General features: G+C 63.4%; 22 protein-coding genes. 12 read left to right on the top strand and 10 right to left on the bottom strand.

The window, feature by feature from the left end; translation table 11 throughout:
- The first annotated feature begins 268 nt into the window (after nucleotides 1-268).
- The 3 genes from ACQ4W0_RS02460 to ACQ4W0_RS02450 are packed head-to-tail and all read left to right on the top strand — an operon-like array spanning nucleotide 269 to nucleotide 5,766.
- Nucleotides 269-2,563 (top strand): TonB-dependent receptor, encoded by a 2,295-nt coding sequence (locus ACQ4W0_RS02460; protein WP_436575324.1) that lies wholly within the window; start codon nucleotides 269-271, stop codon nucleotides 2,561-2,563.
- 15 nt (nucleotides 2,564-2,578) lie between these two features.
- On the top strand, nucleotides 2,579-4,441 hold the full coding sequence (locus tag ACQ4W0_RS02455; RefSeq protein WP_436575323.1) for an alpha-amylase family glycosyl hydrolase: 1,863 nt from the start codon (nucleotides 2,579-2,581) through the stop codon (nucleotides 4,439-4,441).
- Nucleotides 4,438-5,766 (top strand): MFS transporter, encoded by a 1,329-nt coding sequence (locus ACQ4W0_RS02450; RefSeq protein WP_436575322.1) that lies wholly within the window; start codon nucleotides 4,438-4,440, stop codon nucleotides 5,764-5,766. The genes ACQ4W0_RS02455 and ACQ4W0_RS02450 overlap by 4 nt, the downstream gene beginning before the upstream one ends.
- Before the next feature lie 58 nt (nucleotides 5,767-5,824).
- Here ACQ4W0_RS02450 and bfr read toward each other — a convergent pair whose 3' ends face one another.
- Nucleotides 5,825-6,301, bottom strand: coding sequence for a bacterioferritin (gene bfr, locus ACQ4W0_RS02445; RefSeq protein WP_034745609.1), 477 nt, complete (start codon nucleotides 6,299-6,301; stop codon nucleotides 5,825-5,827).
- Between the two features lie 419 nt (nucleotides 6,302-6,720).
- Between bfr and ACQ4W0_RS02440 the strand changes: the two genes are divergently transcribed.
- Nucleotides 6,721-7,401 carry a Fe2+-dependent dioxygenase gene (locus ACQ4W0_RS02440; protein WP_436534288.1) on the top strand — a complete coding sequence of 227 codons (681 nt, stop codon included), beginning with the start codon at nucleotides 6,721-6,723 and terminating at the stop codon, nucleotides 7,399-7,401.
- A gap of 154 nt (nucleotides 7,402-7,555) precedes the next feature.
- Here the strand turns inward: ACQ4W0_RS02440 and ACQ4W0_RS02435 are convergent, their stop codons facing one another.
- The gene (locus tag ACQ4W0_RS02435) at nucleotides 7,556-8,257 is read right to left on the bottom strand and encodes an energy transducer TonB (RefSeq protein WP_077409313.1); all 702 of its coding nucleotides are present in this window, start codon (nucleotides 8,255-8,257) and stop codon (nucleotides 7,556-7,558) included.
- A gap of 17 nt (nucleotides 8,258-8,274) precedes the next feature.
- Entirely contained in the window at nucleotides 8,275-8,490 is a 216-nt protein-coding gene (locus ACQ4W0_RS02430; RefSeq protein WP_131387646.1) for a (2Fe-2S)-binding protein, read from the bottom strand.
- 405 nt (nucleotides 8,491-8,895) lie between these two features.
- Between ACQ4W0_RS02430 and ACQ4W0_RS02425 the strand changes: the two genes are divergently transcribed.
- The 4 genes from ACQ4W0_RS02425 (at nucleotide 8,896) to ACQ4W0_RS02410 (ending at nucleotide 11,601) form a co-directional block, all read left to right on the top strand.
- Nucleotides 8,896-9,180 (top strand): FeoA family protein, encoded by a 285-nt coding sequence (locus ACQ4W0_RS02425; RefSeq protein WP_436575321.1) that lies wholly within the window; start codon nucleotides 8,896-8,898, stop codon nucleotides 9,178-9,180.
- 2 nt (nucleotides 9,181-9,182) lie between these two features.
- The gene (gene feoB / locus ACQ4W0_RS02420) at nucleotides 9,183-11,084 is read left to right on the top strand and encodes a ferrous iron transporter B (RefSeq protein ID WP_436575320.1); all 1,902 of its coding nucleotides are present in this window, start codon (nucleotides 9,183-9,185) and stop codon (nucleotides 11,082-11,084) included.
- 9 nt (nucleotides 11,085-11,093) lie between these two features.
- Complete coding sequence (locus tag ACQ4W0_RS02415; RefSeq protein WP_436575319.1) at nucleotides 11,094-11,375, top strand: DUF6587 family protein; 282 nt, start codon at nucleotides 11,094-11,096, stop codon at nucleotides 11,373-11,375.
- Nucleotides 11,376-11,439: 64 nt separating this feature from the next.
- Nucleotides 11,440-11,601 (top strand): hypothetical protein, encoded by a 162-nt coding sequence (locus tag ACQ4W0_RS02410; RefSeq protein WP_436550706.1) that lies wholly within the window; start codon nucleotides 11,440-11,442, stop codon nucleotides 11,599-11,601.
- Between the two features lie 30 nt (nucleotides 11,602-11,631).
- Here ACQ4W0_RS02410 and ACQ4W0_RS02405 read toward each other — a convergent pair whose 3' ends face one another.
- Entirely contained in the window at nucleotides 11,632-12,552 is a 921-nt protein-coding gene (locus ACQ4W0_RS02405) for an AraC family transcriptional regulator (protein WP_436575318.1), read from the bottom strand.
- Between the two features lie 130 nt (nucleotides 12,553-12,682).
- On the opposite strand from ACQ4W0_RS02405, the gene ACQ4W0_RS02400 reads away from it, so the two are divergent.
- Nucleotides 12,683-13,672: an oxidoreductase gene (locus ACQ4W0_RS02400; RefSeq protein WP_436575317.1), complete on the top strand. Its 990-nt coding sequence runs from the start codon at nucleotides 12,683-12,685 to the stop codon at nucleotides 13,670-13,672.
- Between the two features lie 45 nt (nucleotides 13,673-13,717).
- Here the strand turns inward: ACQ4W0_RS02400 and nagZ are convergent, their stop codons facing one another.
- The 4 genes from nagZ to ACQ4W0_RS02380 all read right to left on the bottom strand — a co-directional run bounded on the left by nagZ (nucleotide 13,718) and on the right by ACQ4W0_RS02380 (nucleotide 19,221).
- Nucleotides 13,718-15,259 carry a beta-N-acetylhexosaminidase gene (gene nagZ, locus ACQ4W0_RS02395; RefSeq protein WP_436575316.1) on the bottom strand — a complete coding sequence of 514 codons (1,542 nt, stop codon included), beginning with the start codon at nucleotides 15,257-15,259 and terminating at the stop codon, nucleotides 13,718-13,720.
- Nucleotides 15,260-15,440: 181 nt separating this feature from the next.
- The gene (locus ACQ4W0_RS02390; protein WP_436575315.1) at nucleotides 15,441-17,051 is read right to left on the bottom strand and encodes an FMN-binding glutamate synthase family protein; all 1,611 of its coding nucleotides are present in this window, start codon (nucleotides 17,049-17,051) and stop codon (nucleotides 15,441-15,443) included.
- Between the two features lie 103 nt (nucleotides 17,052-17,154).
- Nucleotides 17,155-18,165 carry a M48 family metallopeptidase gene (locus tag ACQ4W0_RS02385; protein WP_436575314.1) on the bottom strand — a complete coding sequence of 337 codons (1,011 nt, stop codon included), beginning with the start codon at nucleotides 18,163-18,165 and terminating at the stop codon, nucleotides 17,155-17,157.
- A 3-nt stretch (nucleotides 18,166-18,168) separates the two neighbouring features.
- Complete coding sequence (locus ACQ4W0_RS02380; RefSeq protein WP_436575313.1) at nucleotides 18,169-19,221, bottom strand: YjgN family protein; 1,053 nt, start codon at nucleotides 19,219-19,221, stop codon at nucleotides 18,169-18,171.
- 166 nt (nucleotides 19,222-19,387) lie between these two features.
- On the opposite strand from ACQ4W0_RS02380, the gene ACQ4W0_RS02375 reads away from it, so the two are divergent.
- The 3 genes from ACQ4W0_RS02375 to ACQ4W0_RS02365 all read left to right on the top strand — a co-directional run bounded on the left by ACQ4W0_RS02375 (nucleotide 19,388) and on the right by ACQ4W0_RS02365 (nucleotide 21,360).
- Complete coding sequence (locus tag ACQ4W0_RS02375; RefSeq protein ID WP_436575312.1) at nucleotides 19,388-20,059, top strand: glutathione S-transferase; 672 nt, start codon at nucleotides 19,388-19,390, stop codon at nucleotides 20,057-20,059.
- A 71-nt stretch (nucleotides 20,060-20,130) separates the two neighbouring features.
- Nucleotides 20,131-20,904, top strand: a complete 774-nt coding sequence (locus ACQ4W0_RS02370; RefSeq protein WP_071075219.1) for a 5'-3' exonuclease — start codon at nucleotides 20,131-20,133, stop codon at nucleotides 20,902-20,904.
- 45 nt (nucleotides 20,905-20,949) lie between these two features.
- Nucleotides 20,950-21,360 carry a response regulator gene (locus ACQ4W0_RS02365; protein ID WP_436575394.1) on the top strand — a complete coding sequence of 137 codons (411 nt, stop codon included), beginning with the start codon at nucleotides 20,950-20,952 and terminating at the stop codon, nucleotides 21,358-21,360.
- Nucleotides 21,361-21,364: 4 nt separating this feature from the next.
- Here ACQ4W0_RS02365 and mnmA read toward each other — a convergent pair whose 3' ends face one another.
- Both mnmA and ACQ4W0_RS02355 read right to left on the bottom strand, forming a co-directional pair.
- Entirely contained in the window at nucleotides 21,365-22,480 is a 1,116-nt protein-coding gene (gene mnmA / locus ACQ4W0_RS02360) for a tRNA 2-thiouridine(34) synthase MnmA (protein WP_436575311.1), read from the bottom strand.
- 31 nt (nucleotides 22,481-22,511) lie between these two features.
- Complete coding sequence (locus tag ACQ4W0_RS02355; RefSeq protein WP_436520803.1) at nucleotides 22,512-22,991, bottom strand: NUDIX hydrolase; 480 nt, start codon at nucleotides 22,989-22,991, stop codon at nucleotides 22,512-22,514.
- Nucleotides 22,992-23,031 lie beyond the last annotated feature (40 nt).

Raw genomic sequence — 23,031 nt, 5'->3', positions numbered from 1 at the left:
ATTATTCCCTATATTTTCATGCTGCAGTGCCGCATGAAAAGCCCTGTGTGCTCAGTATGTAAGCGCATTTCCCCTCTGTAGTTTCCATATTAATCTCTTAAAAACAACATAAATTCCATGTTGCAGTGCTCGATTGCAATCGATTGCAATAAATTCTTATCCGTTGAATAATGACGTACCGGCTCAGCCAGCGCGCCACGGCATGCAGCGGCCAGGACTCATAACAAGCGGATACCTCGATGTATCGGCATACAACACTGGAGACAAGATGAAAACACGTACTGCTCAACGCGGCTGCATGGCCGCAGCCGTCGCCCTGGCCATGCTGCAACTGGGCGCCGCCCAGGCGCAATCGGCCAGCGACACCGCCAGCGCCGCCCCCGCCGATGGCTTGAACCTGGAGCGCATCGTGGTCACGGGTACCACCGGCGGCACGTCGAAAATGAAATCGAGCAATTCTGTCAGCAGCATGGAACTTGACACCATCCTGCACAACGCGCCGACCAGCGCCGCCGAAGTCCTGCGCTCGGTGCCGGGCTTGCGGGCTGAGTCCTCGGGCGGCGAAGGAAATGCCAACATCACCGTGCGCGGCCTGCCCATTTCCGCTGGCGGCGCACGCTATGTGCAGATCCAGGAAGACGGCTTGCCGGTGCTGCAGTTCGGCGATTTCAACTTCACCACGCCCGACAGCTTCGTCAAGATCGATTCCACGCTGGACCACCTGGAAGTGGTGCGCGGCGGTTCGGCGTCCACCCTGGCCACCAACTCGCCGGGCGGCATCATCAATTTCATCAGCAAGAACGGCAAGGAGAAGGGCGGCAGCGTGGCCATCAGCCGCGGCCTGGGCTACGACCAGACGCGCGTGGACTTCGACTATGGCGCGCCGATTTCGGAGCACACGCGCTTCTTCATCGGCGGCTCCTGGCGCACGGGCGAAGGCATCCGCCACAGTGGCGTCAACAGCGAAAAGGGCGGCCAGATTCGTGGCAATGTCACGCATGAATTCGACAGCGGCTTCGTGCGCCTGTCGTTCAAGCACCTCGACGACCAGTCGCCCACGGCCCTGCCGGTGCCGGTCAGCGTGCGCAATGGCCGCATTACGGAAATCGCCGGCATCGACCCGCGCAAGGCCAGCTTCTATTCGCCGTACTGGGTGCCCGACATGGTGCTGAACAAGGATAACCAGCGCGTGGCCACCCGCGTCAACGACGGCTTGCACGTCAAAAGCGATACCGTGGGCCTGGAAGCGTCGTTCAAGCTGGGACAGGGCTGGAACGTGAGCGAAAACTTCCGCTACGCCGACAATTCCGGCCGCTTCACGGGCGTGTTCCCGTCGAATAACGGCAGCGACGGCAGCTATGTATTTGCGAGCGGCCCGAATCAGGGCAAGCCTTACACCGGCCGCGCGTTTTCCGCCGTGGTGTTCAATACCTCGATCGACGACGCCAGCAATACCTTGAGCGACACCAAGCTGGCCAAGACCTTCATGCTAGCCAGCGGCAAGCTGACCACCACGGCCGGCCTGTATCTGTCGCAGCAAAAGCTGGGCCTGACCTGGAACTTCAATGAATACCTGATGCAGGCCACGGGCGATCAGCCGGCGCTGCTGCAGACGGCCAGCAGCACGCCGGGCTACATCGGCCCCGCCTTCGGCGCCTGCTGTTCGCGCGCCGTCGACATGGAATACCGCACGACCTCGCCGTACCTGAACCTGGCCTGGGAAAGCGGCGCACTGAACCTCGATGGCGGCCTGCGGCGCGACCGCCAGCATGCCAGCGGCACGGCCAATCAGGCCACCGGCGCGCAAGCCTATCTGCCGTCGACGGTGCAGCGGGTCGATTACACTCTGGGCCACACTTCGTACTCGCTGGGTGCGAACTACAAGCTGCAAGCCAACCTGGCCGTGTTTGCCCGCGTCAGCGAAGGCGTGGCCTTCAATGCCGACCGCATCCTGTTCGGCACGCCGTTGGATGGCAGCGTGCCGGTGGCCATCAACACCGTGCGCCAGCTCGAAGGCGGCGTGAAATGGCGCCAGGGCCCCCTGAGCACATTCGTCACCGTGTTCCAGGCCAAGACGAAGGAAAGCAATTACGAAGCGACCACACAGCTGCGCACGGCCAACAGCTATGAAGCCAAGGGCGTGGAACTGGAAGCGGCCTACAGCGCCGGCGACTTCCGCATCAATGGCGGCCTGACGTTCACGGATGCCGAGATCACGGGCACGGCGGCGGCCGACGTGGCGCTGATCGGCAATACGCCGCGGCGCCAGGCGCGTGTCGTCTACCAGCTTGCGCCCACCTATGAATGGGGACCGGCCACCTTCGGCGCCAGCTTGGTCGGCACGGGCAAGTCGTGGGGCGACGATGCGCATACGATCACCTTGCCCGCGTACCAGGTGCTCAATGCCTTCGTCAATTACCAGCTGACGCCGCAAATGCAGGTGGCGCTGACGGCAAACAATCTGCTCAACAAGATCGGCTACACGGAAGTCGAGGGCGATGGCCATGCGGCCCGCTCGATCACGGGGCGCGCCGTCAAGGTCAGCCTGAAATACGCATTTTAAGCAAGGATAGGATTCATGATGTCGATACGCAGCCCTCTGGCGCGCCTGCTGGCGCCGCTCCCCACGCACTTGCGCGACGATGCGGCGCGCCGCTACGCGCGCCAGGAGGCGGTCTTGCTGGACCGCCTGGGCAGCCTGTATGGCCAGCGGCCGGACTTCCTGCCCTGGCTGGGCGACCTGATGGAAAGCGTGGGGCGGCTGTACGCGGCGCGCGCGCCAGCGCTGCTGCGGCAAGATGCGCAGCGCGAAGCGCAGCCGGACTGGTTTGCCAGCCAGTCCATGCTGGGCTACAGCGCCTATGTGCAGCGCTTCGGCGGCAGCCTGCAGGGCGTGGCCGAGCGCATTGCCCACCTGCGCGAACTGGGCGTGACGTATCTGCATTTGCTGCCGTTTTTGCGCCCGCGCGCCGGTGAAAGCGATGGCGGCTTTGCCGTGGCCAGCTTCGAGGAAGTCGACCCCGCACTGGGCAGCAATGCCGACTTGCTGGCGTTGACGGCGCAGCTGCGCGCGGCCGGCATCAGCCTGTGCTCGGACCTGATCCTCAATCACGTGGCCGACGACCATGCGTGGGCGTTGGGCGCCAAGGCGGGCGATCCGCTGCTGCGCGATTTTTTCCACACCTATCCCGACCGCGTGCAGCCGGACCGCTATGAGCGCACCGTGGGCCAGGTCTTCCCGCAGGCGGCGCCGGGCAATTTCACCTTCGTGCCAGAACTCCGGCGCTGGGTCTGGACGACGTTTTACCCGTATCAGTGGGATTTGAACTATGCTAATCCGGCCGTCTTCGCGGCCATGGCCGGCGCCATGCTGGGCCTGGCCAACAAGGGAATCGAGGTGTTCCGCCTCGATTCGACGGCCTTCCTGTGGAAACGCGAAGGCACGGACTGCATGAACCAGCCCGAAGCCCACAGCCTGCTGCAAGCGTTGCGGGCGATTGCCGCCATCGTCGCGCCGGGCGTGCTGCTCAAGGCCGAAGCCATCGTGCCCACGCCCAAGCTGCCCGCCTACTTTGGCAGCGATGCCGCGCCCGAATGCCATATCGCCTATCACAGCAGTCTGATGGCCGCCGGCTGGGGCGCGCTGGCGGAGGAAAGCACGGACTTGCTGCAGCAGGTGATCGCCGCTACGCCACCGCTGCCGCCGGCCGCCTGCTGGCTCAGTTATGTGCGCTGCCACGACGACATCGGCTGGAACGTGCTGCTCAATGAAGCGGGCGCGGACGGGCCGGCGCGCCTGGCGCGCATCGCGCAGTTCTTTGCGGGGGCTCCCGGCAGCTATGCGCGCGGCGCGGCCTTCCAGAGCAGCAGCGCCGACAAGGCGCATGGCAGCAACGGCATGGCCGCCTCGCTGGCCGGCCTGGAAAGCGCCACCACGGTGCAGGAGCAGGAATACGCCTTGCGGCGCTTGCTGCTGCTGCATGGCCTGGCCTTGAGCTTTGGCGCCTTGCCGGTGCTGTACATGGGCGATGAATTGGGCATGACCAACGATCACAGCTACACGCAGCGCGCCGACCGGGCGATGGACAGCCGCTGGCTGCAGCGCCCCGCATTCGACGACAGCCTGCTGGCATGGCGCCACGATGGCGTGAGTGCCAGCGGCCGGCTGTACCTGGCGCTGCGCCAGCTGATCGATGTGCGCAGGCGCTTGCCGGCCTTGGCCGCCGATGCGCCGCGCAGCCTGCTGCCCGCCGACACGCCGGCCGTGCTGGCGCTGTTGCGCGGCGCCGCGTTTCTCAACCTGAGCAATTTCAGCGGCGCCAGCCAGCGCTATACTTTGCCTGCAGGCGAATGGCGCAACTGCTTCGATGGCAGCGTGCTGGCCGGTTCGGTAGGCCTGCAGCCATGGCATATGCTGTGGCTGGAAAGGGAGCCAGCATGAGCGACGCCACCACGCACCGTCCGCATCTGTCGTTCTGGCAGATCGTCAACATGAATGTCGGTTTTTTCGGTATCCAGTTCAGCTTTGGGCTGCAGCAAAGCAGCATGAGCCCCATCTACAAATACCTGGGCGCCGACGAAGCGAGCCTGCCGTACCTGTGGCTGGCTGGCCCCATGACGGGGCTGCTCGTGCAGCCCCTGATCGGCGCCATGAGCGACCGCACGGTGACGCGCTGGGGCCGCCGCACGCCGTACTTCCTGATCGGCGCCATCCTGTGCAGCCTGGGCTTGCTGGCCATGCCGTTCAGTCCCACCCTGTGGATGGCTGCCAGCCTGCTGTGGATACTCGACGCGGCCAACAATGTGACGATGGAGCCGTACCGCGCCTTTGTCAGCGATAAGCTCGACAAGAAGCAGCACTCGCTGGGTTTTCTCACGCAAAGCGCGTTTACGGGGCTGGGGCAAACGCTGGCCTACCTGACGCCATCGCTGCTGGTCATGCTGGGCATGAACAAGGATGCCGTCAATGGCAGCCATATTCCGCACATTGTCATCGCCGCCTTCCTGATCGGCGCCGTGTTTTCCCTCGCCTCGGTGCTGTGGACCCTGAAGACGACGCCGGAAAACCCGCTCACGGCCAGCGAGCTGGCCGCGATCCGCAGCCGCCCGCCGGGCTGGCGCCACACGCTGGCCGATATCGGCGCGGCCCTGCGCGACATGCCGCCGACGATGAAGCAGCTGGCCCTCGTCAACCTGTTCCAGTGGTACGCAATGTTCTGCTACTGGCAGTACATTGCGCTGTCGCTGGCGGCCACCCTGTTTCACACGACCGACCCCGCGTCACAAGGCTTTCGCGACGCGGGCCTGCTGAACGGGCAGGTGGGCGCCTTCTACAATTTCATCGCCTTTGTCGCTGCCTTTGCGCTGGTGCCGTTCACGCGCCGTTTCGGCCCCAAGCGCATGCACAGCCTGTGCCTGTGCGCGGCCGGCGCGGGCATGCTGGGCATTCCGCTGATCCACAGCCCGGCGCTGCTGTTGCTGCCCATGTTGGGCGTGGGCCTGGCCTGGGCCAGCATCATGGGCAATCCCTACATCATGCTGGCCGGCTGCATTCCGCCCGAGCGCACGGGCGTGTACATGGGCATCTTCAACATGTTCATCGTCATCCCGATGATCATCCAGATATTCACCCTGCCCCTGTATTACCGCAGCTGGCTGGGCGGCCATCCGGAGAACGTCATCCGGCTGGCCGGCGCCCTGTTGCTGTGCGCGGCGGTGGCGGTGCTGTTCGTCAAGCTGCGCCCGCAGGAGGCCAGCAAGCCTTGATGGCAGGCGTAAAAAAAACCGGCAATTGCCGGTTTTTTTTATCTGCCTCGAAGAGAAATTACTCTTCAATCGCCATCTGGCTTTGCAGGTAGTTCTGGATGCCGACTTTGGCGATCAGGTCGATCTGCGTTTCGAGCCAGTCAATATGTTCTTCCGTGTCTTCCAGGATCATCAGGAACAGGTCGCGCGAGACGTAGTCGCCCGCTTTTTCGCTGATGGCGATGCCTTCCTTGACGGTGGCGTGCGCGGCGCGTTCCAGCTTCAAGTCGCATTCCAGCATTTCCGGCGTGTTCTCGCCGATCAGCAGCTTGTGCAGCGCTTGCAGGTTAGGCAGGCCGTCGAGCATCAGGATGCGGTCGATCAGTTTGTCGGCGTGTTTCATTTCGCCGATCGATTCTTCGTATTCTTTCTTGCCCAGCTTTTCCAGGCCCCAGTGCTTGTACATGCGCGCATGCAAGAAGTACTGGTTGATGGCCGACAGTTCGTTGGTGAGCTGTGCGTTGAGCATGCGGATGACTTCTTTATCGCCCTTCATGGGATGTCCTTTGTTCTGTGTCGCGTTCGATGATGAAACCGGAGGCTGCTGGCGTTCACTGCCGGGTGGCGTTGGCTGCCTGGTGGCGCGCAGGTTGCCGGTTTCGTTATGCCCGCATGATAGCGCAAAATATGGGCGGTTTTTGCTGCGAAACGGTGTTTTTCCGTCTTTTTAACGTAAATATCGTGCGAATAAAACCCATTCTCAAATGGATTGTCACACTTTTCCGTTTTTTATTTGTTAAGGAAAATGCAGGCCATTCTCATTCGCGTTCATGCAGTCTGTCGCGCATGTTCAGCGGGCCTGGGCTGTCGTGTGGAAACGGCGCAAAATGTTTGCGTCATTCTTGCCTTTACGTATTCTTGGCCGCTGGCGGCGATGCGATAATCAGTGGGGAACTCTCTACAAAGGATAGCAAGATGATGCTGCATATACCCGGCGTGCTGACGCCGGAACAGGTGACGCAGTTTCGCCAGCGCCTGGCGCAGACGGACTGGGTCGACGGGCGCGCCAGCGTCGGCGCGCAAGGGGCGCAAGTCAAGCGCAACCGCCAACTGGCCGAGGGTTCGCCGCTGGCGCTGGAGCTGGGCGAGATCGTCAGCCGCGCGCTGATGGCCAACCCGCTGTTCTTTGCCGCCGTGCTGCCGCTGCGCATCCTGCCGCCATTTTTCAACAGCTATGCGGGCGGCGAGCACTATGGTCTGCATATCGACGGCGCCATCCGTACGCCGAAAAACGGCATGCAGTCGATGCGCGCCGACGTCTCGTCGACCGTCTTCCTGAGCGAGCCGGACGAGTACGAAGGCGGCGAGCTGGTGGTGGTCGATTCTTACGGCACGCATGAAGTGAAACTGCCGGCCGGCGACGTGATCGTGTATCCGTCGAGCAGCGTGCATCAGGTGCTGCCCGTCACCAGCGGCGAGCGCATCTGCTCTTTCCTGTGGACGCAAAGCATGGTGCGCGAGGACTGGAAGCGCAGCATGCTGTTCGAGCTCGATCAGAACATCCAGAGCGTGCGCGGCGAGCACGGCGATTCGCCCGCGACGGTGGGCTTGACGGGCCACTATCACAACCTGCTGCGGATGTGGGCGGAGATGTAGGGCGCAAAAAAAAAGTCTGCCTGGCCCGGGGATGTAGGCTGGCAGACTGAAACAAGCAGTTGCTTGACTGGTACAGAAAACAGGGCGCAAAAAAGCAAGCAGGGCATTGCTGCGGTGCTTGCGGGCTGGCAGCGGCGCCGTGGCCGCCGGAAGGCTAGCTCAGTTGGAAGGTCAGCGGTACTAAAACGTAGACGGGGACAGGCTTGCCGTTTTCGATCATGGGCTTGAACAGCGCGCGCTGCGCTGCCTGGCGGCCCGCTTCATCGAGGTTGCCGTAGCCGGTCGATTTATGGATCAGGATTTGCTCGGGCAAACCCTTTTCATTGATCAGGATGCGCAGCACCACGGTGCCGCTTTCGCCCAGGCGGCGCGACAAATTCGGATAGATCAGTTGCGGTGCCTTGATGTATTCGACGCTGCTGACGGTGCGCGGCGTTGACGGCGCCGGTGGCGTCGGCGACGGTGTCGATGGCGCCGTCGGCGCGGCAGTGGCCACGGGTGCCGCTTCGGCGCGCGTCGGCTGCGGCGGCGTGATGGTCGGTTCGCTCGGCGCCACGGCGATCAGCGGCAGCGGCGGGATCACGGCGCGCGGCACGGGGGCGCTCAATTCCACGGTTTTTGGCACCGACGGTGCCGGTGGCTTGGGCGGCGCCGGCGGGGCGATGATGCTGATGGTGGTGATGGTCGGCATGGCCGCCGTGACGACGCGGCTCAGCAAGCCGCTCTGGATGGCGTAAAAGCCGGCGATATGCAGGACAACGATGGCCATCAGCGGCGCGAACTTGTTGCGCTTCTTGTCGAAGTCGGCAAATTGTTGCACGGCCTGCACCGTTACGGGCGGGGGCATCATCGTCATGGCGTTCATCGCTTTCTTTAGTTTGTCAGTACAGCTCGCATCAATACGGTTTCTTGCAGCACTACCGTGGCGTTCAGGTGATCGTTCAGCACTTCCCGCGCGCAGGTATGGCATTTGCCGCAGCAGGTGGCCACGCCCAAGTCGCGGCGCAGTTCGGCCATGCTGGACAGGCCAAGATCGACGGCTTGACGGATTTCACGATCAGATATGTTGTTGCAGACACATACAATCATTGATGCACCTTCTGGCTGGAGGATGGACAGACACTAGTGCTGAGAAGCATTGTTGCTAGTGTTTTAATGAGAATCATTATCATTACGTTTCATTGTCGCGCAAAGCGGGGGACAATGCAAGCGATTTTGATCAAGTGTGCGGCGCTTGGCGGCCTGGTGTGGCGTGTTGATATGCCCTTCACGCGAATGGCGTAGCCCTTGACAGGGGCCACTCTCCGGGCTAAATAAAAACAATTCGCATTCATGTTTATAATGCTGGTATTGTCTCGGACGGTCGCCGTCTGGACAGTTTGAAAGGCCGCTTGTCGGTAATGCGCAACAGTTGCGTTTTACCTCACAACACCCAGGGCATGCGCCACGCGCAGCAGTTTGTCCCGGTGTTCTTAATTTGAACGGAATTTGCTCATGACTCTAGTTCCACCCTTGATGACGCTCGACGCGCTGGCAGTCGGCCAGAGCGGCACGGTGTTGCATATCACGCCCCACACGGCAGGACAGGCGGAAGACGGCGTCGACCTCGCTCGCCGCTTGATGGAGCTGGGATTCGTTCCCGGCGAACGACTCCGCATGCTCAAGCGCGGCATTCCCGGCGGCGATCCGCTGGCCATCAAGGTCGGCAATGCCACGTTCGCACTGCGCCGCTTCGAAGCGGCGCTGATCACGATTCAACCGCTGCTTCAACCGGTATAACCATGGGTGCTGTCGAAACTATCGTCGATGCGGGCGTGCACAAACCGCCGCATCAGCCACAAATTGCCTTGCTGGGCAATCCGAACTGCGGCAAGACCGCCCTGTTCAACCGTCTGACGGGCGCGCGCCAGAAAGTGGCGAACTACGCCGGCGTGACCATCGAGCGCAAGGAAGGCCATTTCACCTCGCCCGCCGGCAAACCCGTGCGCCTGCTCGATTTGCCGGGGGCCTACAGCCTGTCCGCCACCACGCCCGACGAAGCCATCACGCGCGATGTGGTGGGGGGATTGCGCAAGGGCGACCCGCGCCCGGACGCCATCATCTGCGTGGTCGATGCCACCAACTTGCGCCTGAACTTGCGCCTGGTGCTGGAAGTCAAGCGCCTGGGCTTGCCCATGCTGCTGGCGCTGAACATGACGGACGTGGCGCGCAAGCGCGGCATGCTGATCGACACGTTCAGGCTGTCGCAGGAACTGGGCATGCCCGTGGTGGAAACCGTCGCGGTGCAGCACGATGGTGAAAAAGCTTTGTTGGGCGCCATCGACGCCATGCTGCCGCTGCCGGCAGTGGAAGCGAAACCGCTGGCGGCCATCGATGCCGTCAGCGTCGAAGAAACCCAGCGCGAAGTGCGCCGCATCCTGGCCGCCGTCAGCAATGACACCAGTGACACGGGCAACCTGACGGAAAAAATCGACGACGTGGTGCTGCACCCCGTGTTCGGCCCCATCATCCTGGCCGTGCTGATGTTCCTGATCTTCCAGGCCGTGTTTGCCTGGGCCGCCACGCCGATGGAAATGATCACCGATGGCGTGGGCCGCCTGGGCGCCCTGCTGACGGCGAACATGCCCGATGGCCACCTGAAGAGCTTGCTGGTGGAGGGCATCATCGGCGGCGTCGGCAGCGTGCTGGTATTCCTGCCGCAAATCCTGATTCTGTTCTTCTTTATCCTGAGCCTGGAAGACTGCGGCTACCTGCCGCGCGCGGCCTTCTTGCTGGACCGCCTGATGGGCGGCGTGGGCCTGTCGGGTCGCGCCTTCATTCCGCTGCTGTCGAGCTTTGCCTGCGCCATTCCCGGCGTGATGGCGGCGCGCACCATCCAGAACCCGCGCGACCGCCTGGTCACTATCATGATCGCGCCGCTGATGACGTGTTCGGCGCGTTTGCCCGTGTATGCGCTGATCATCGCCGCCTTCATCCCGCAGCGCGAAGTGTGGGGCTATCTGAGCCTGCAAGGCCTGGTGCTGTTTGTCCTGTACTTCGCCGGCATCATCTCGGCCATGGCCGTGGCCTGGGTCATGAAGCGCGGCATGGGCGTGCGCGGCAACCAGCCGCTGATGCTGGAACTGCCGGCCTACCACTGGCCGCACCTGCGCAACCTGGCCGTCAGCCTGTGGGAGCGCGCGAAGATCTTCCTGACGCGCGTTGGTACCATCATCCTGAGCCTGATGATCATCCTGTGGTTCCTCAGCACCTTCCCCGGCGCGCCGGACAACGCGATCCATCCGCCGATCTATTACAGCCTGGCCGGCATCCTGGGCCGCGGCCTGGAAGTGATCTTCGCGCCCATCGGTTTTAACTGGCAGATCTGCATCGCGCTGGTGCCGGGCATGGCGGCGCGCGAAGTGGCCGTCGGCGCGCTGGGTACCGTGTATGCGCTGTCGCAAACGGGCGACGCGCTGGCCTCGACCCTGGAGCCGCTGATCGCTCATTCGTGGTCGATGGCCACCGCGCTCTCCTTGCTGGCCTGGTATGTGTTCGCGCCGCAGTGCCTGTCGACCCTCTCCGTGGTGAAACGGGAAACGGGCGGCTGGCGCTATCCGCTGCTGATGGCTGGCTACATGTTCGCGCTGGCTTACGCCGCTTCGTTCATCACGTATCGCGTCGCCCTGATGCTGGGCGCCTAGGAGCACACCATGTGGCAAACCATTATCGTCGCCCTGATCGTCGCAGCCGCGCTGCTGCATTTTTCGACCAAATACCTGCCGGCGGGCGTGCGCCGCGCCATCGTGCGTGGCCTGGTGCGCTGCGGCCTCGATGAGGCGAAGATGTCAGCCTTGTTCAAGGTGGCGCCGGGCTGCGGCAGCGGTTGCGGCTCCTGCGGTTCCTGCGACAGCCCGCCGCCGCCGTCCGCCACGCCGCCGGCCGATGGCAGCAGCAAGCGCGTGATCCTGATGCAGGTGCAGCGCCAGGATTGATGTACGTCTGGCCACGGGCGCGCCGGTGGGCTACACTGGGCTTTCCGCATGGCAAGGAGTGGCAATGGCGATACTGTTGATCTTCATGTTTTTGTTTGCGATTGCGTCCTGGCTGCTGGCCAGCCGGCGCGGCCGCCACGGTGGACTCTGGTTCGGCATCGGCCTGTTCCTCGGGCCGTTTGCCTTGCTGGCAGTGGCAGCCTTGCCGCCCGTCACGCAGCCCTGAATGTCAAAAAACCCGCTGCTGCGGGTTTTTTTACGCCTGCGCGCCCGTGTGGCGCAGCCGGTACTGGCGCGGCGAGCATGCCATGACGCGCTTGAAGGCGTGGCTGAAGGCGCTGTCGGAATCATAGCCCAGCGCCTGCGCGATCGAGGCGACGGGCGCGCTGCTGTCCTTCAGGCGCCGCACGGCCAGGCGCATGCGCCAGCGCAGCAGGTAATCGAGCGGCGCCACCCCCACCTTGCTCTTGAAGTGCAGGGCAAAGGCGGAGCGCGACTGTCCCGCGACGGCGGCCAGTTGCAGCAAGGTCCAGCGGTGGGCCGGCTGCGCATGCATGGCTTCGATGGCGGCGCGCAGCCTGCCATCTGCCAGCGCAAACAGCCAGCCTGCCGGGTGCGAGTCCTGCTCGGCCAGATACTGGCGCAGTACCTGCAGCAGCATCATGTGGCCCAGGTGGCGCGTCATCAGCGCCGCGCCGGGTGCCGTCGCCTGCAATTCCTGCGCCAGCCGCTGCAAGGTCCAGTGCAGCACGCTGGCCTGGTCCGTATCGCCGCGCAGGTGCAGCAGCGGCGGCAGGCAGTCGAGCAGGATGGCCGCCTCGTCGCCAAAGCTGAAACGTCCGCCGATGAGGAAAAAATCGTGCTGCGGTGCGCCGTGGCGGGCCACGCCCTGCTGTGCGTCCTGGTACACCTGCAGCGCCGGGACCGCCGGCAAGCCTGGTCTGCTGGCCAGGGTAAACGCGCGCCCCGGCGCCAGCAGGAAGCAGTCGCCAGTCTGCAGCTGCACGGGAGCGTCGATGCCTGCGACTGTCAGCCAGCAGCCGCCCTCGAGCACGGCGTTGAATTTGATGCCGTCCGGCGGCGGAAAGTCGACGGCCCAGTCGCCGCCCGCCTTCAGGCCGGCAAAATGCGAGCTGCGCGTGTCGAGCAGCGACAGTACATCGGAGAGCAAATCCATGGTGTGGTTCCAGTTCTGGACGATTGCGACAGTATTAGAGATTTTACGCCATTCACAGTCCAGGAAAGCCCACGCAAAATAGCCATGTCGCCAGCCGCCCCGCGCTGGCCACCCACATGCAGAGGCAGACATGACATACAGCGATCACAGGCAAATTCCCCTTCACTCCGGTTTTGGCGCGGCGACCACCGCCACCGAAGCGCTGGCCGGGCGCGACCTGTCCGGCGTGCAGGCCATCGTCACGGGTGGCTATTCGGGCCTGGGGCTGGAAACGGTACGCGTGCTGGCCGGCGCCGGTGCCACGGTGCTGGTACCGGCGCGCGATCCGCATCAGGCGCAAGCGGCCTTGCATGGCATGGCAGGCGTGGAGATCGCCACGCTCGACCTGCTCGATCCGCAGACCATCGACAGCTTTGCCGACGCCTATCTTGCCTCCGGCCGCGCCCTGCACGTGCTGGTGAATGGCGCCGGCATCATGGCCACGCCCCTGCTGCGCGATGCGCGTGGCTACGAGGCGCAGTTCGCGACGAATCACCTGGGGCATTTCCAGCTGACGGCGCGTTTGTGGCCGGCCTTGCGGCGGGCGCAGGGTGCGCGCGTGGTGTACGTGTCTTCGCTGGGACACCGGCAGGCAGGCGTCGACCTGTACGACCCGCATTTCCTGCATCAGCCGTACGACAAGTGGCGCGCATATGCGCAGTCGAAAAGCGCTAACGCCCTGTTTGCCGTGGAGCTGGACCGGCGCGCTGCTGCGCACGGCGTACGCGCCTTCTCGCTGCATCCGGGCGCCATCCTGACGCCGCTGCTGCGCCACCTGGACCCGGATGACATGCGCCGCGTGGGTGCGCTTGATGAACAGGGCCAGGTGAATCCGCCGCCGCAGTCGGGTTTCAAGAATGTGGCGCAGGGCGCGGCCACGGCCGTCTGGTGCGCCACCAGCGCGCAGCTTGAGGGCATGGGCGGCGTGTATTGCGAGGATTGCGATATCGCTGCCCTGGTGGCGGACGACAGCACGGGGCCGGGCGTGCGGCGCTGGGCCGTTGATCCCGCGCAGGCGCGCCGGCTATGGATGCTGAGCGAGCAGATGACGGGCGTGCGCTTCGATTGCGACGCGGCATAAAAAATGCCGGGCAATGCCCGGCAGGTGCAGGAGGGCGGCGTGGCTTTACGCCTTGCCTGCCAGCTTGTCGACGACCGGCACCAGCGCGGCCGGGCGGCAGCCGAAGGCTGCCAGGCGGCCTTGCGCGTGCGGCGCCAAGTCCAGGTCATAGGGCAGGCGGCCCGCCACCAGCCACAGTTTATCTTGCGGCAGGGCCTCGACCAGGCGGCGCTGGCCGTCGACGAACATGGCGTTATACGTTTGCAGCACGATTTGCTGCGCGCCTTGCGCAAAGGCGATCGCCTCGTTGACCTCTTCGTCCAGCGCTTCGGCCGACAAGGCGTATTCGCGCACGTCCAGGCCCGCTTCGAGCAGCGCCGGCAGCATCGAGCTGCGGGCTTCCTTGTTGCGGCCCAGCGCCACTTCATCGATTTCGCTGCGCGAACGCACTTCCACCGTCAGCAGGGTCACGGGCAGGCTGGCGTCCAGCGCGCGGTACTCGCCCTGCACGCGCAAGGCGGTCTTTTGCAGCAGCTGCGACAGGGCCATGGCGGCCGGCTGCATCAGCGCCGGCGGGGCGACGGGGCGGTTGCGCCAGTCGCGCACGGCGCGGTTGCGCTTGAGTTCAGCCACGCGCGCACAAGCCGCGTCGATGCGGGAGATCGCAATGTCACCGCGCTCCACGGCGGCGATGACGGCGTCGATGGCCGCCGTCTGCTGCGCTTCGCGGTGCGAGATGAGGACGATGTCGGCGCCTGCCTGCAGGGTGGCGATGGCGCCCTGGGCGATGCCGATGCCGTCGGCGATGGCCGCCATTTCCAGGCAGTCGGTGATGACCACGCCCTTGTAACCCATCTCGCCGCGCAGCAGGTCCGTCAGCACGCCTTTCGACAGGGTGGCCGGCACGCTGGTATCGGCCTCAAAAGCGGGAAAGACCACGTGCGCCGTCATGATGGCATCCACGCCGCCGGCGATGGCTGCGCGGAACGGCGCCAGTTCCACGGCGCGCAGGCGTTCCTTGTCGTGCGGCACCAGCGCCATGGCGTAATGCGTGTCGATGGCCGTGTCGCCGTGGCCGGGGAAGTGCTTGGCTGTCACCGCCACGCCGCTGGCGCGCTGGCCGCGCATGGCCGCCATGCCGTAGTCGATGACGGTGGCGGCATCCTCGCCATATGCGCGCACGCCGATGACGGGGTTGTTGCGGTTGTTGTTCACGTCCAGCACGGGCGCGAGCAGCAGGTTGATGCCCACCTGGCGCATTTCATCGCCGCTGATCTGGTTCATGCGTTCGCAATCTTCCACGGAACCGGCCGCCTGGAAGGCCATCGCGGCGGGAATCGGCGTGACGCCCTGCTCGATGCGCATCACCATGCCGCCTTCCTGGTCGATGGCGATGAGCAGCGGCGCGTCGGATACTTCCGCGTTGATTTCCTGCAGCTCGCGGCACAGGGCTGACACTTGCGCGGGCGTGTGCACGTTGCGGCGGAACAGGATCACGCCACCCACCTTCTTTTGGCGTATCAAGGTCTTGATATGCTCGTCCGCCTGCAGGGCATCGAAGCCCACCATGAACAACTGTCCTACTTTCTCGCGCAAACCCTGCTCCATGCTGCAACTCCTCCGGTCTTCATGTTGATGATGGCATACGTATTGTGGCACCGTGATGATGCACCGTGGCGATCACCGGAAAAGCTGCCTGCGTTTTGTATTTGTTTTGGTATTGTATTGGATTCAGGTTTTTGCGCAAGTGGTTATTAAGTGGTATTGCTCCACTTGCGCAATGCAGGGCTCAGTCCAGGCGCTGGAACGATACCGCCTGGGCTTTGGGCCAGTACAGGCCGAACACGGGCGGCAGCTGCGGCAGCTGGCTCGGGTCAAGTAGCTGGCCCGCGTCCAGGAAGGGCAGCAGGGCCGACGCCAGTTTCACCTGATTCGGCGAGATGCGCCGCACCAGGTGGTGCGGACGCAGTTCCTGCGGGTGTGCCAGGCCGGCGGCGGCGATCAGTTCTGCCAGCGCCTTCATGGTGTTCTGGTGGAAGTGCGCCACGCGGGCGATCTTGTCCGGCACCACCAGCGCGCGCTGGCGCTGCGGGTCTTGCGTGGCCACGCCCGTGGGACAGCGGTCCGTGTGGCAGCTTTGCGACTGGATGCAGCCCAGCGCGAACATGAAGCCGCGCGCAGAATTGCACCAGTCGGCGCCCAGCGCCAGCAAGCGGGCGATGTCGAAGGCCGTGATGATCTTGCCCGAGCAGCCGATCTTGATCCGGTCGCGCAGGTTGGCGCCCACCAGGGTGTTATGCACGAGCACCAGCGCTTCCTGCAGGGGCGTACCCACATGGTCGGTAAATTCCAGGGGCGCCGCGCCCGTGCCGCCTTCGCTGCCATCGACGACGATGAAGTCGGGCGTGATGCCGGTGGCCAGCATGGCCTTGACGATGGCGAAAAACTCCCACGGATGGCCGATGGCCAGCTTGAAGCCCGTCGGCTTGCCACCCGAGAGATTGCGCAGGCGGTCGATAAAGTGCAGCATTTCCAGCGGCGTGGAAAAGGCGCTGTGCGCGGCCGGCGAGACGCAATCTTCGCCCACCATCACGCCGCGCGTGGTGGCGATTTCGATCGTCACTTTCGGGCCGGGCAGCACGCCGCCGTGGCCCGGCTTGGCGCCCTGCGACATTTTCAGTTCGATCATTTTCACCTGCTCGGAGCTGGCGTTGGCGATGAAGCGTTCTTCGGAAAACGTGCCGTCCTGGTTGCGGCAGCCGAAATAGCCTGAGCCGATTTCCCATACCAGGTCGCCGCCGTTTTCGCGGTGGTAGGGGCTGATGCTGCCTTCGCCCGTGTCGTGCATGAAGCCGCCGCTGCGCGCGCCGCCGTTCAGGGCCAGGATGGCGTTGGCCGACAGGGCGCCAAAGCTCATCGCCGAGATATTGAAGACGCTGGCCGAATACGGTTTGGTGCGCGGGCAGTCCGGGTGGTTGCCGATCTCGATGCGGAAATCGTGGCCCGTGACCTTGGCGGGGGCGATGGAATGGTTGATCCATTCATAGCCCGCTGCATACACGTCGATCTGGGTGCCAAACGGGCGCTTGTCCGTCTGCTCCTTGGCGCGCTGGTAGACGATGCTGCGCTGGCTGCGCGAAAACGGCGTCGCCTCGCTGTCGCTTTCCAGGAAATACTGGCGGATTTCCGGGCGGATGCTCTCGAAGAAAAAGCGGAAATGCGCGAGGATGGGGTAGTTGCGGCGCAGCGCGCGCTTGGTTTGCAGCAGGTCGCTGATGCCGACCAGGGTCAGCGCACCGGCCAGCAGGGGCAGCCAGTAATGGTCATAGTAAAACAGGGACAGGACAAAGATGGCGGCCGTCGCAATGAAGGTCAGGTAGCGAAATGGTACTAGGTGCATGGGCACTCCGGTGAAGTCAGACTGATACTGCCGAGTCTACCTTCGATTCACGGAACGTGCTGGTGGGAAAGAACGCGGCGCCCAGAGGCGCCGCGTGAGGTGCTTAGCGCTGTGCTGCTCTAATGCGTGCGATGCGTTCAGTGCTGGCCGGATGGCTCGACAAATACGGCGTGCCCTGGTCCAGCTTGCCCAGGGCGACAAACACTTGCGCCAGGTGTTCCAGCGCAATGCCGTTCTGGCGCAGCATGGCGATCGCGTAGTCGTCCGCGTCGCGTTCGACATCGCGCGAATACTTCAAGTCCAGCAGCAGCGGCGGCACGGTTGCCACCACCGTCGACACGTCGCCGAACAGCAGTGCCGCGCCGGCGCCCACGGCCGAGGTCTGGATGATGCGCCGCGTCAGGTGGCGCTGCTGTAAATGGCCCAGCTCATGCGCCAGCACACCCATGATGGCCTGGTCGTCCGGCAGCAGTTCCACCATTTCATCGGTCAGCACAATGTCGCCCGACGGCAGGGCAAACGCGTTGGGACCGATCTTGCTCTTGCGGAAAACGATGCGGTGCGCGGGCGTGCTGTCGCCGGGCGTGGACAGGCGCGCGAACTGGCTGCGCAAGGCTTGCTGGCGCGCCGCATCGAGTTGACTTGGCGCAAACACGTGGCCGTCGAGGAAATCGAGCACGCCCTGGCCCAACTGGCGCTCGACGGACTGAGGAATCGCATAGGCGATGCCTCTCGCCACGACCGGCAGCAGGTACTGATAGCTGAGCCACAGGGCCAGCACGGTGGCCACCGTGGCCAGCAGGGCACCGCGCCAGCTTTGCTGCAGCCGCACCACCCAGCCGTCGCGGTGGCCCGTGTCATGCAGCAATGTGTTGAAGGCCGCCTGGTCGGCGATCTCCAGGTAGGCGCCGTCGGGAAAGCTGACCTTGCGCACGGCGTGGCTGCTGCGTTCTGACACGTGCAGCTCGCCCAGCGGACAGCTGCGCTCGATGTCGCCCGCCAGCATGGCCACGCCATCGCGCACGGACAGTGTCACGTGGTACAGGCGCGAACTCTGGCCGTCGAAATAGCGGGCGGCCAGAGCGGCGTGGTCTTCTTGCGTGTTGGCGTTCATTGCTTACATCGACAGGTCGAAGTCCAGCAGGTCGGCCATGCCTTCGCCCGTGGCTGACACTTGCTGGCCCGTGGCGGCGACAAACTCGTCCAGGCTGCCGTGCACCAGCATCGACGTCGATTCCAGGCGGTACTTCAGCCAGCGCACGTGGGCGAATGGCGCGAACAGGCCCAGCGTGACGACCACGCCCAGCAGGTTGGTCAGCATGATGAAGGTGGTGCGGCCCCAGGTCAGTTGCGACTGGAACTGGTGCTGCTGCAAGCGCGTGTGGTTCCAGATCAGATTCTGGATCATGGTCAGGAACAGGGGCAGCACGGTAAACGCCCACAGATACAGGGCGCCGATGGCAAACATCAGGCTGCCGACCTTGGTGGCGTCGTTGGCATGGGCCGCAAACGAGGCAAACACGCTGCCGAAGACGACGAAAATGAGCACCAGCAGGCCGCCCAGCAGCAGCGCGAAGAACAGCAGGTAGGTCTTGTAAAAGCTGCCGACCGTGGCGTCAAAGCTGAACTGGCTGGTGCCGAAGCGGCTTTGCGTGTGCTGGAAGCGCTTCAGGCGCTGGTGCAGGAACGGCGTCATCAAGCCTGCCGTGAAGGTATTCAGGATGGGCAGCCACAGGAAGTATTTGTAGGCTTCCTTGGCGCTGCCGCCGAAACCGAAGCGTATGCCCCGGTAGCTGGTGTTGTACAGCTTGAACTGCAGGCTTTTCCATACCAGCCAGGGCAGGATGGCGGCCAGCAGCACGAACATCAGCAGGCCCACGATGGGCGAGACACGCAGGGCGATGTTGTAGCCGCCGATCAGCACCACCGCCGCGATGCGGCCTTTCAGGATGGCGACCGCATTGCCGTGATATTCGAAGCTGCTGCCGGCCAGGTGGGTGCTGGAATAGAAATAGCGGTTGCGGCGCACCTTGGCCCAGGCCGAGTAAATGCCCAGGGTGACGATGCTCAGCAACAGGTTGACGATCCAGATACGGAAGTATTCGCTGCCGGTGGCGCTGAAGGTAATGGCTTCGCGCTGGGGCGTGGTGTTGTTTGTGTCGAAATCCACAGAGGGTTTCCTTACTTATTGGAAACAAAACAAGATAAGGGAAGATTGAAAAGTTATCAATTGAAAATACTGTTTTTCGCAATTTCTTTTTGCATATCTTCATGCGCTGCCCGATCCGGCTGTCCCGGCTATACTGGAACTCAACCATCGCCTAACGGGAAACACCATGATCGTCGTCCACCATCTGAACAATTCGCGCTCGCAGCGCGTGCTTTGGCTGCTCGAGGAACTGGGCCTCGACTACGAGGTCAAGCGCTACCAGCGCGACCCGAAAACCATGCTGGCGCCCGCTTCCTTGAAAGCCGTCCATCCTCTGGGCAAGTCGCCCGTGATCACGGATGGCGCCCACACCATCGCGGAATCGGGCGCCATCATCGATTACCTGGTCGAGCGCTATGGCAATGGCCGATTGATCCCGGCGGCGGGCACGCCGGAGAAGCTGCGCTGGACTTACTGGCTGCATTTCGCGGAAGGCTCGGCCATGCCGCCGCTGCTGATGAAGCTGGTTTTCGACAAGGTCGAATCGTCGCCCATGCCGTTTTTCGTCAAGCCGATCGCGCGCGGCATCGCCAGCAAGGTCAAGAGCAGCTTCATCCTGCCCAATATCAACAGCCAACTGGCCTACATGGAAGCGGAGCTGGAGAATGCCAAATGGTTTGCCGGCAATGAATTCACGGCAGCCGACATCCAGATGAGCTTTCCGCTGGAGGCGGCCGCCATGCGCGGCGGACTCGACGAGCGCCTGCCGAAGCTGACGGCGTTCCTGCAGCGCATCCACGCGCGGCCCGCCTACCGGCGGGCGCTCGAACGTGGCGGGCCCTACGATTTCGCCAAATAAGGGGCATTCAAGGCCGATGTGCGGGGAACCATACGGTAAAATGCCCGATTCAACCAGTATCTACTTACCGCATGGCCAGACTCCTCGCTATCGACGGCTTGAATATCGTACGCCGCGTCTACGAAGCCAGTCCTGAACCCGATTCCGACCTGAAGGCGGAGATCGCGCTGCGCCACGCGCTGTCGTCGTTCCGCACGCTCATCAACGACCACGAGCCGACGCACATCCTGCCGGCCTTCGACTTTGGTGGCCCGACCTGGCGCCACGCCCTGTATGCCGGTTACCGCGAAGGGCGCCAACCCATGCCCCAAGTGCTGCGCGACGCCTTGCCCGGCTTTTACGCCACCCTGGCCAGCTTCGGCATGCATGTGGTCAGCATTCCCGAGGTCGAGGCCGACGACGTGATCGGCACGGCCGTCATGCGCTGGCTGCACGAGGGGCGCGGCGCCGCCGTCATCGCTACCACCGACAAGGATCTGCATGGCTTGATCGCCCACGGCGCGCTGGTGTGGGACCATTTCAAGGGTATCTGGCACGACCGCGCCTGGGTCGAGAAAAAGTTCGGCGTGCCGCCGGAACTGTTGCCCGACTTGCTGGCGCTGATGGGCGACGTCACCGACAGCATCCCCGGCGTGTCGAAGATCGGCTTGAAAACGGGCGCGAAACTGTTGCGCGGCTACGGCAATATCGACGCCGTGATGGCCGGCGCAGGGATTTTGCCCGGTGCGCTGGGCGAAAGCCTGCGAAAAGAGCGGGAAATACTGTATCTTTCAAGAAAGTTAGTCGCGCTCAAGACGGACGTGACTTTAGGCGTGACCTGGAACAAGCTCGTGTGGGAAAAGTAAGGCGCAGCGCAAGACAAGAACAATCAAGCAAGGGAAGTAATCATGATGTTAAAGACAGTCCTGATCGATAGCAGCGCCGTGGCGCGCGGCCTGCTGAACACGGTCCTGACCGATGGCGGCTACGATGTCTGCGGGCAGACGCATACCAGCGCGCTGGGACTGGCGCTGCTGGTCAAGCACCACCCGCATTTCGTGTGTATCGCGCGCGAGCAGGTGGAAGACGGGACCAATGTGGTGCAAGCCATCCGCGCCCAGTATCCGAAGACGCTCATTTTCATGGTCTCTGGCGGCATCGACGCCGCCTCGCTGCAAGCGGCCCATGCGATGGGCGTGTCGGGCTTCATCGTCAAGCCCTTCATGGCCGACACGGTGCTGAAAACCGTGCGCAACACGGTGATTGCCATGGTGCGCAAGCAGCAACAGGCGCTTGCCGCCGCTGCGCAGGGCAATACCTAGGGAATCAGGCCAGGCCGGTTGAGCTGGCGATGATGCCGCCACCGAGGCAGACATCGCCGTCATACAGCACGGCCGACTGGCCCGGCGTGACGGCCCATTGCGCTTGATCAAACGCCAGGCTGAAGTGTTCATTTCCATCCGGCAGCAGTTGGCAAGCCACGTCGGCCTGGCGGTAGCGCGTCTTGGCAGACAGTGCGCCCGCTTGTGGCGCAGTGCCGGCGACCCAGCTGGCCTGGTCGGCCGTCAAGGCGGGCGACAGCAGCCACGGGTGGTCATGGCCCTGCACCACCCACAGGGTATTGTTGGCGATATCCTTGCGCGCCACATACCAGGCGTCGCTGCTGCCATCGGCGTTCTGGTACGACTTCACGCCGCCGATGCCGATGCCCTTGCGCTGGCCCAGCGTATAAAAACTCAGTCCCACGTGTTCGCCCACCGTCTTGCCGTCGGCCGTTTTCATCGGGCCCGGCTTGTAGGACAGGTAGCGGTTCAAAAATTCGCGGAACGGGCGCTCGCCGATAAAACAGATGCCCGTCGAATCCTTCTTTTGCGCATTCGGCAGGGCCAGCTGCTCGGCGATCTTGCGCACTTGCGTCTTCGGGATTTCGCCGAGCGGAAACAGGGTTTTCGACAACTGCGCCTGGTTCAGCCGGTGCAGGAAGTAGCTTTGGTCCTTGCTGGCGTCGACGGCTTTCAGCAGCTCGTAGCGGCCAAGGTCGGTGGGCGCCTGGCGCACGCGCGCGTAATGGCCAGTGGCGATCAGGTCGGCGCCCAGGGTCATGGCGTGGTCAAGAAACGCCTTGAACTTGATTTCGGCGTTGCACAGCACGTCCGGGTTCGGCGTGCGGCCGGCCTGGTATTCGCGCAAAAAATCGGCGAACACGCGGTCCTTGTATTCGGCGGCAAAATTGACGGCTTCGATATCGACGCCGATGACGTCGGCCACGCTGGCCGCGTCGATCCAGTCCTGGCGCGTGGAGCAGTATTCCGAATCGTCGTCATCTTCCCAGTTTTTCATGAACAGGCCGATGACTTCATAGCCTTGTTCCTTCAGCATCCATGCCGCGACCGAGGAATCGACCCCGCCGGACATGCCGATAACGACTTTCTTCTTGCTCATCTTGCTTTCCAGTTACTTTTAGATAATGTTGCTATGCGCTATTAAAAACGGATGCATGTGTGTGCAGCAGGGCCAGCGGCGCGCGCCGGCCAGCCAGGTATTCGTCCACGCACTGCAGCACCAGGGGGCTGCGGTGGCGTTCCTGGCATGCCGCCAGCTCGTCGCGCGTCATCCACAGGGTGCGGATGATGCCTTCGTCCAGCGGGCGGTCATGCTCGGCGCCGGCCGTGCCGCAAAAGGTGAAGCGCAAATAGGTCACGTCCTCGCCCGTGCGCAGTGACTGATAGCGCGACATGTACATGCCGACCAGTGCGGTGGGGACGAAATCGTAGGCCGCTTCTTCCAGGGTTTCGCGGATCACCGCCTGTTCCAGCGACTCGAACGGGTCGAGATGACCGGCCGGCTGATTGAGTTTGATGCCTTCGCTGGTCTCTTCTTCAATCAGTAAAAACAGGCCGTCTCGCTCGACGATGGCGGCAACGGTGACAGAGGGTTTCCAGATTCTCGGCATGATTCCATCCTTGAAAGAGCCGACATTTTATCTTGTTCTG

Source organism: Janthinobacterium breve (genome assembly GCF_051380895.1).
Lineage (GTDB): Bacteria > Pseudomonadota > Gammaproteobacteria > Burkholderiales > Burkholderiaceae_D > Janthinobacterium.
Note: the sequence above shows the minus strand (reverse complement) of the source record. Positions and strands in the feature narration are given on the sequence as shown.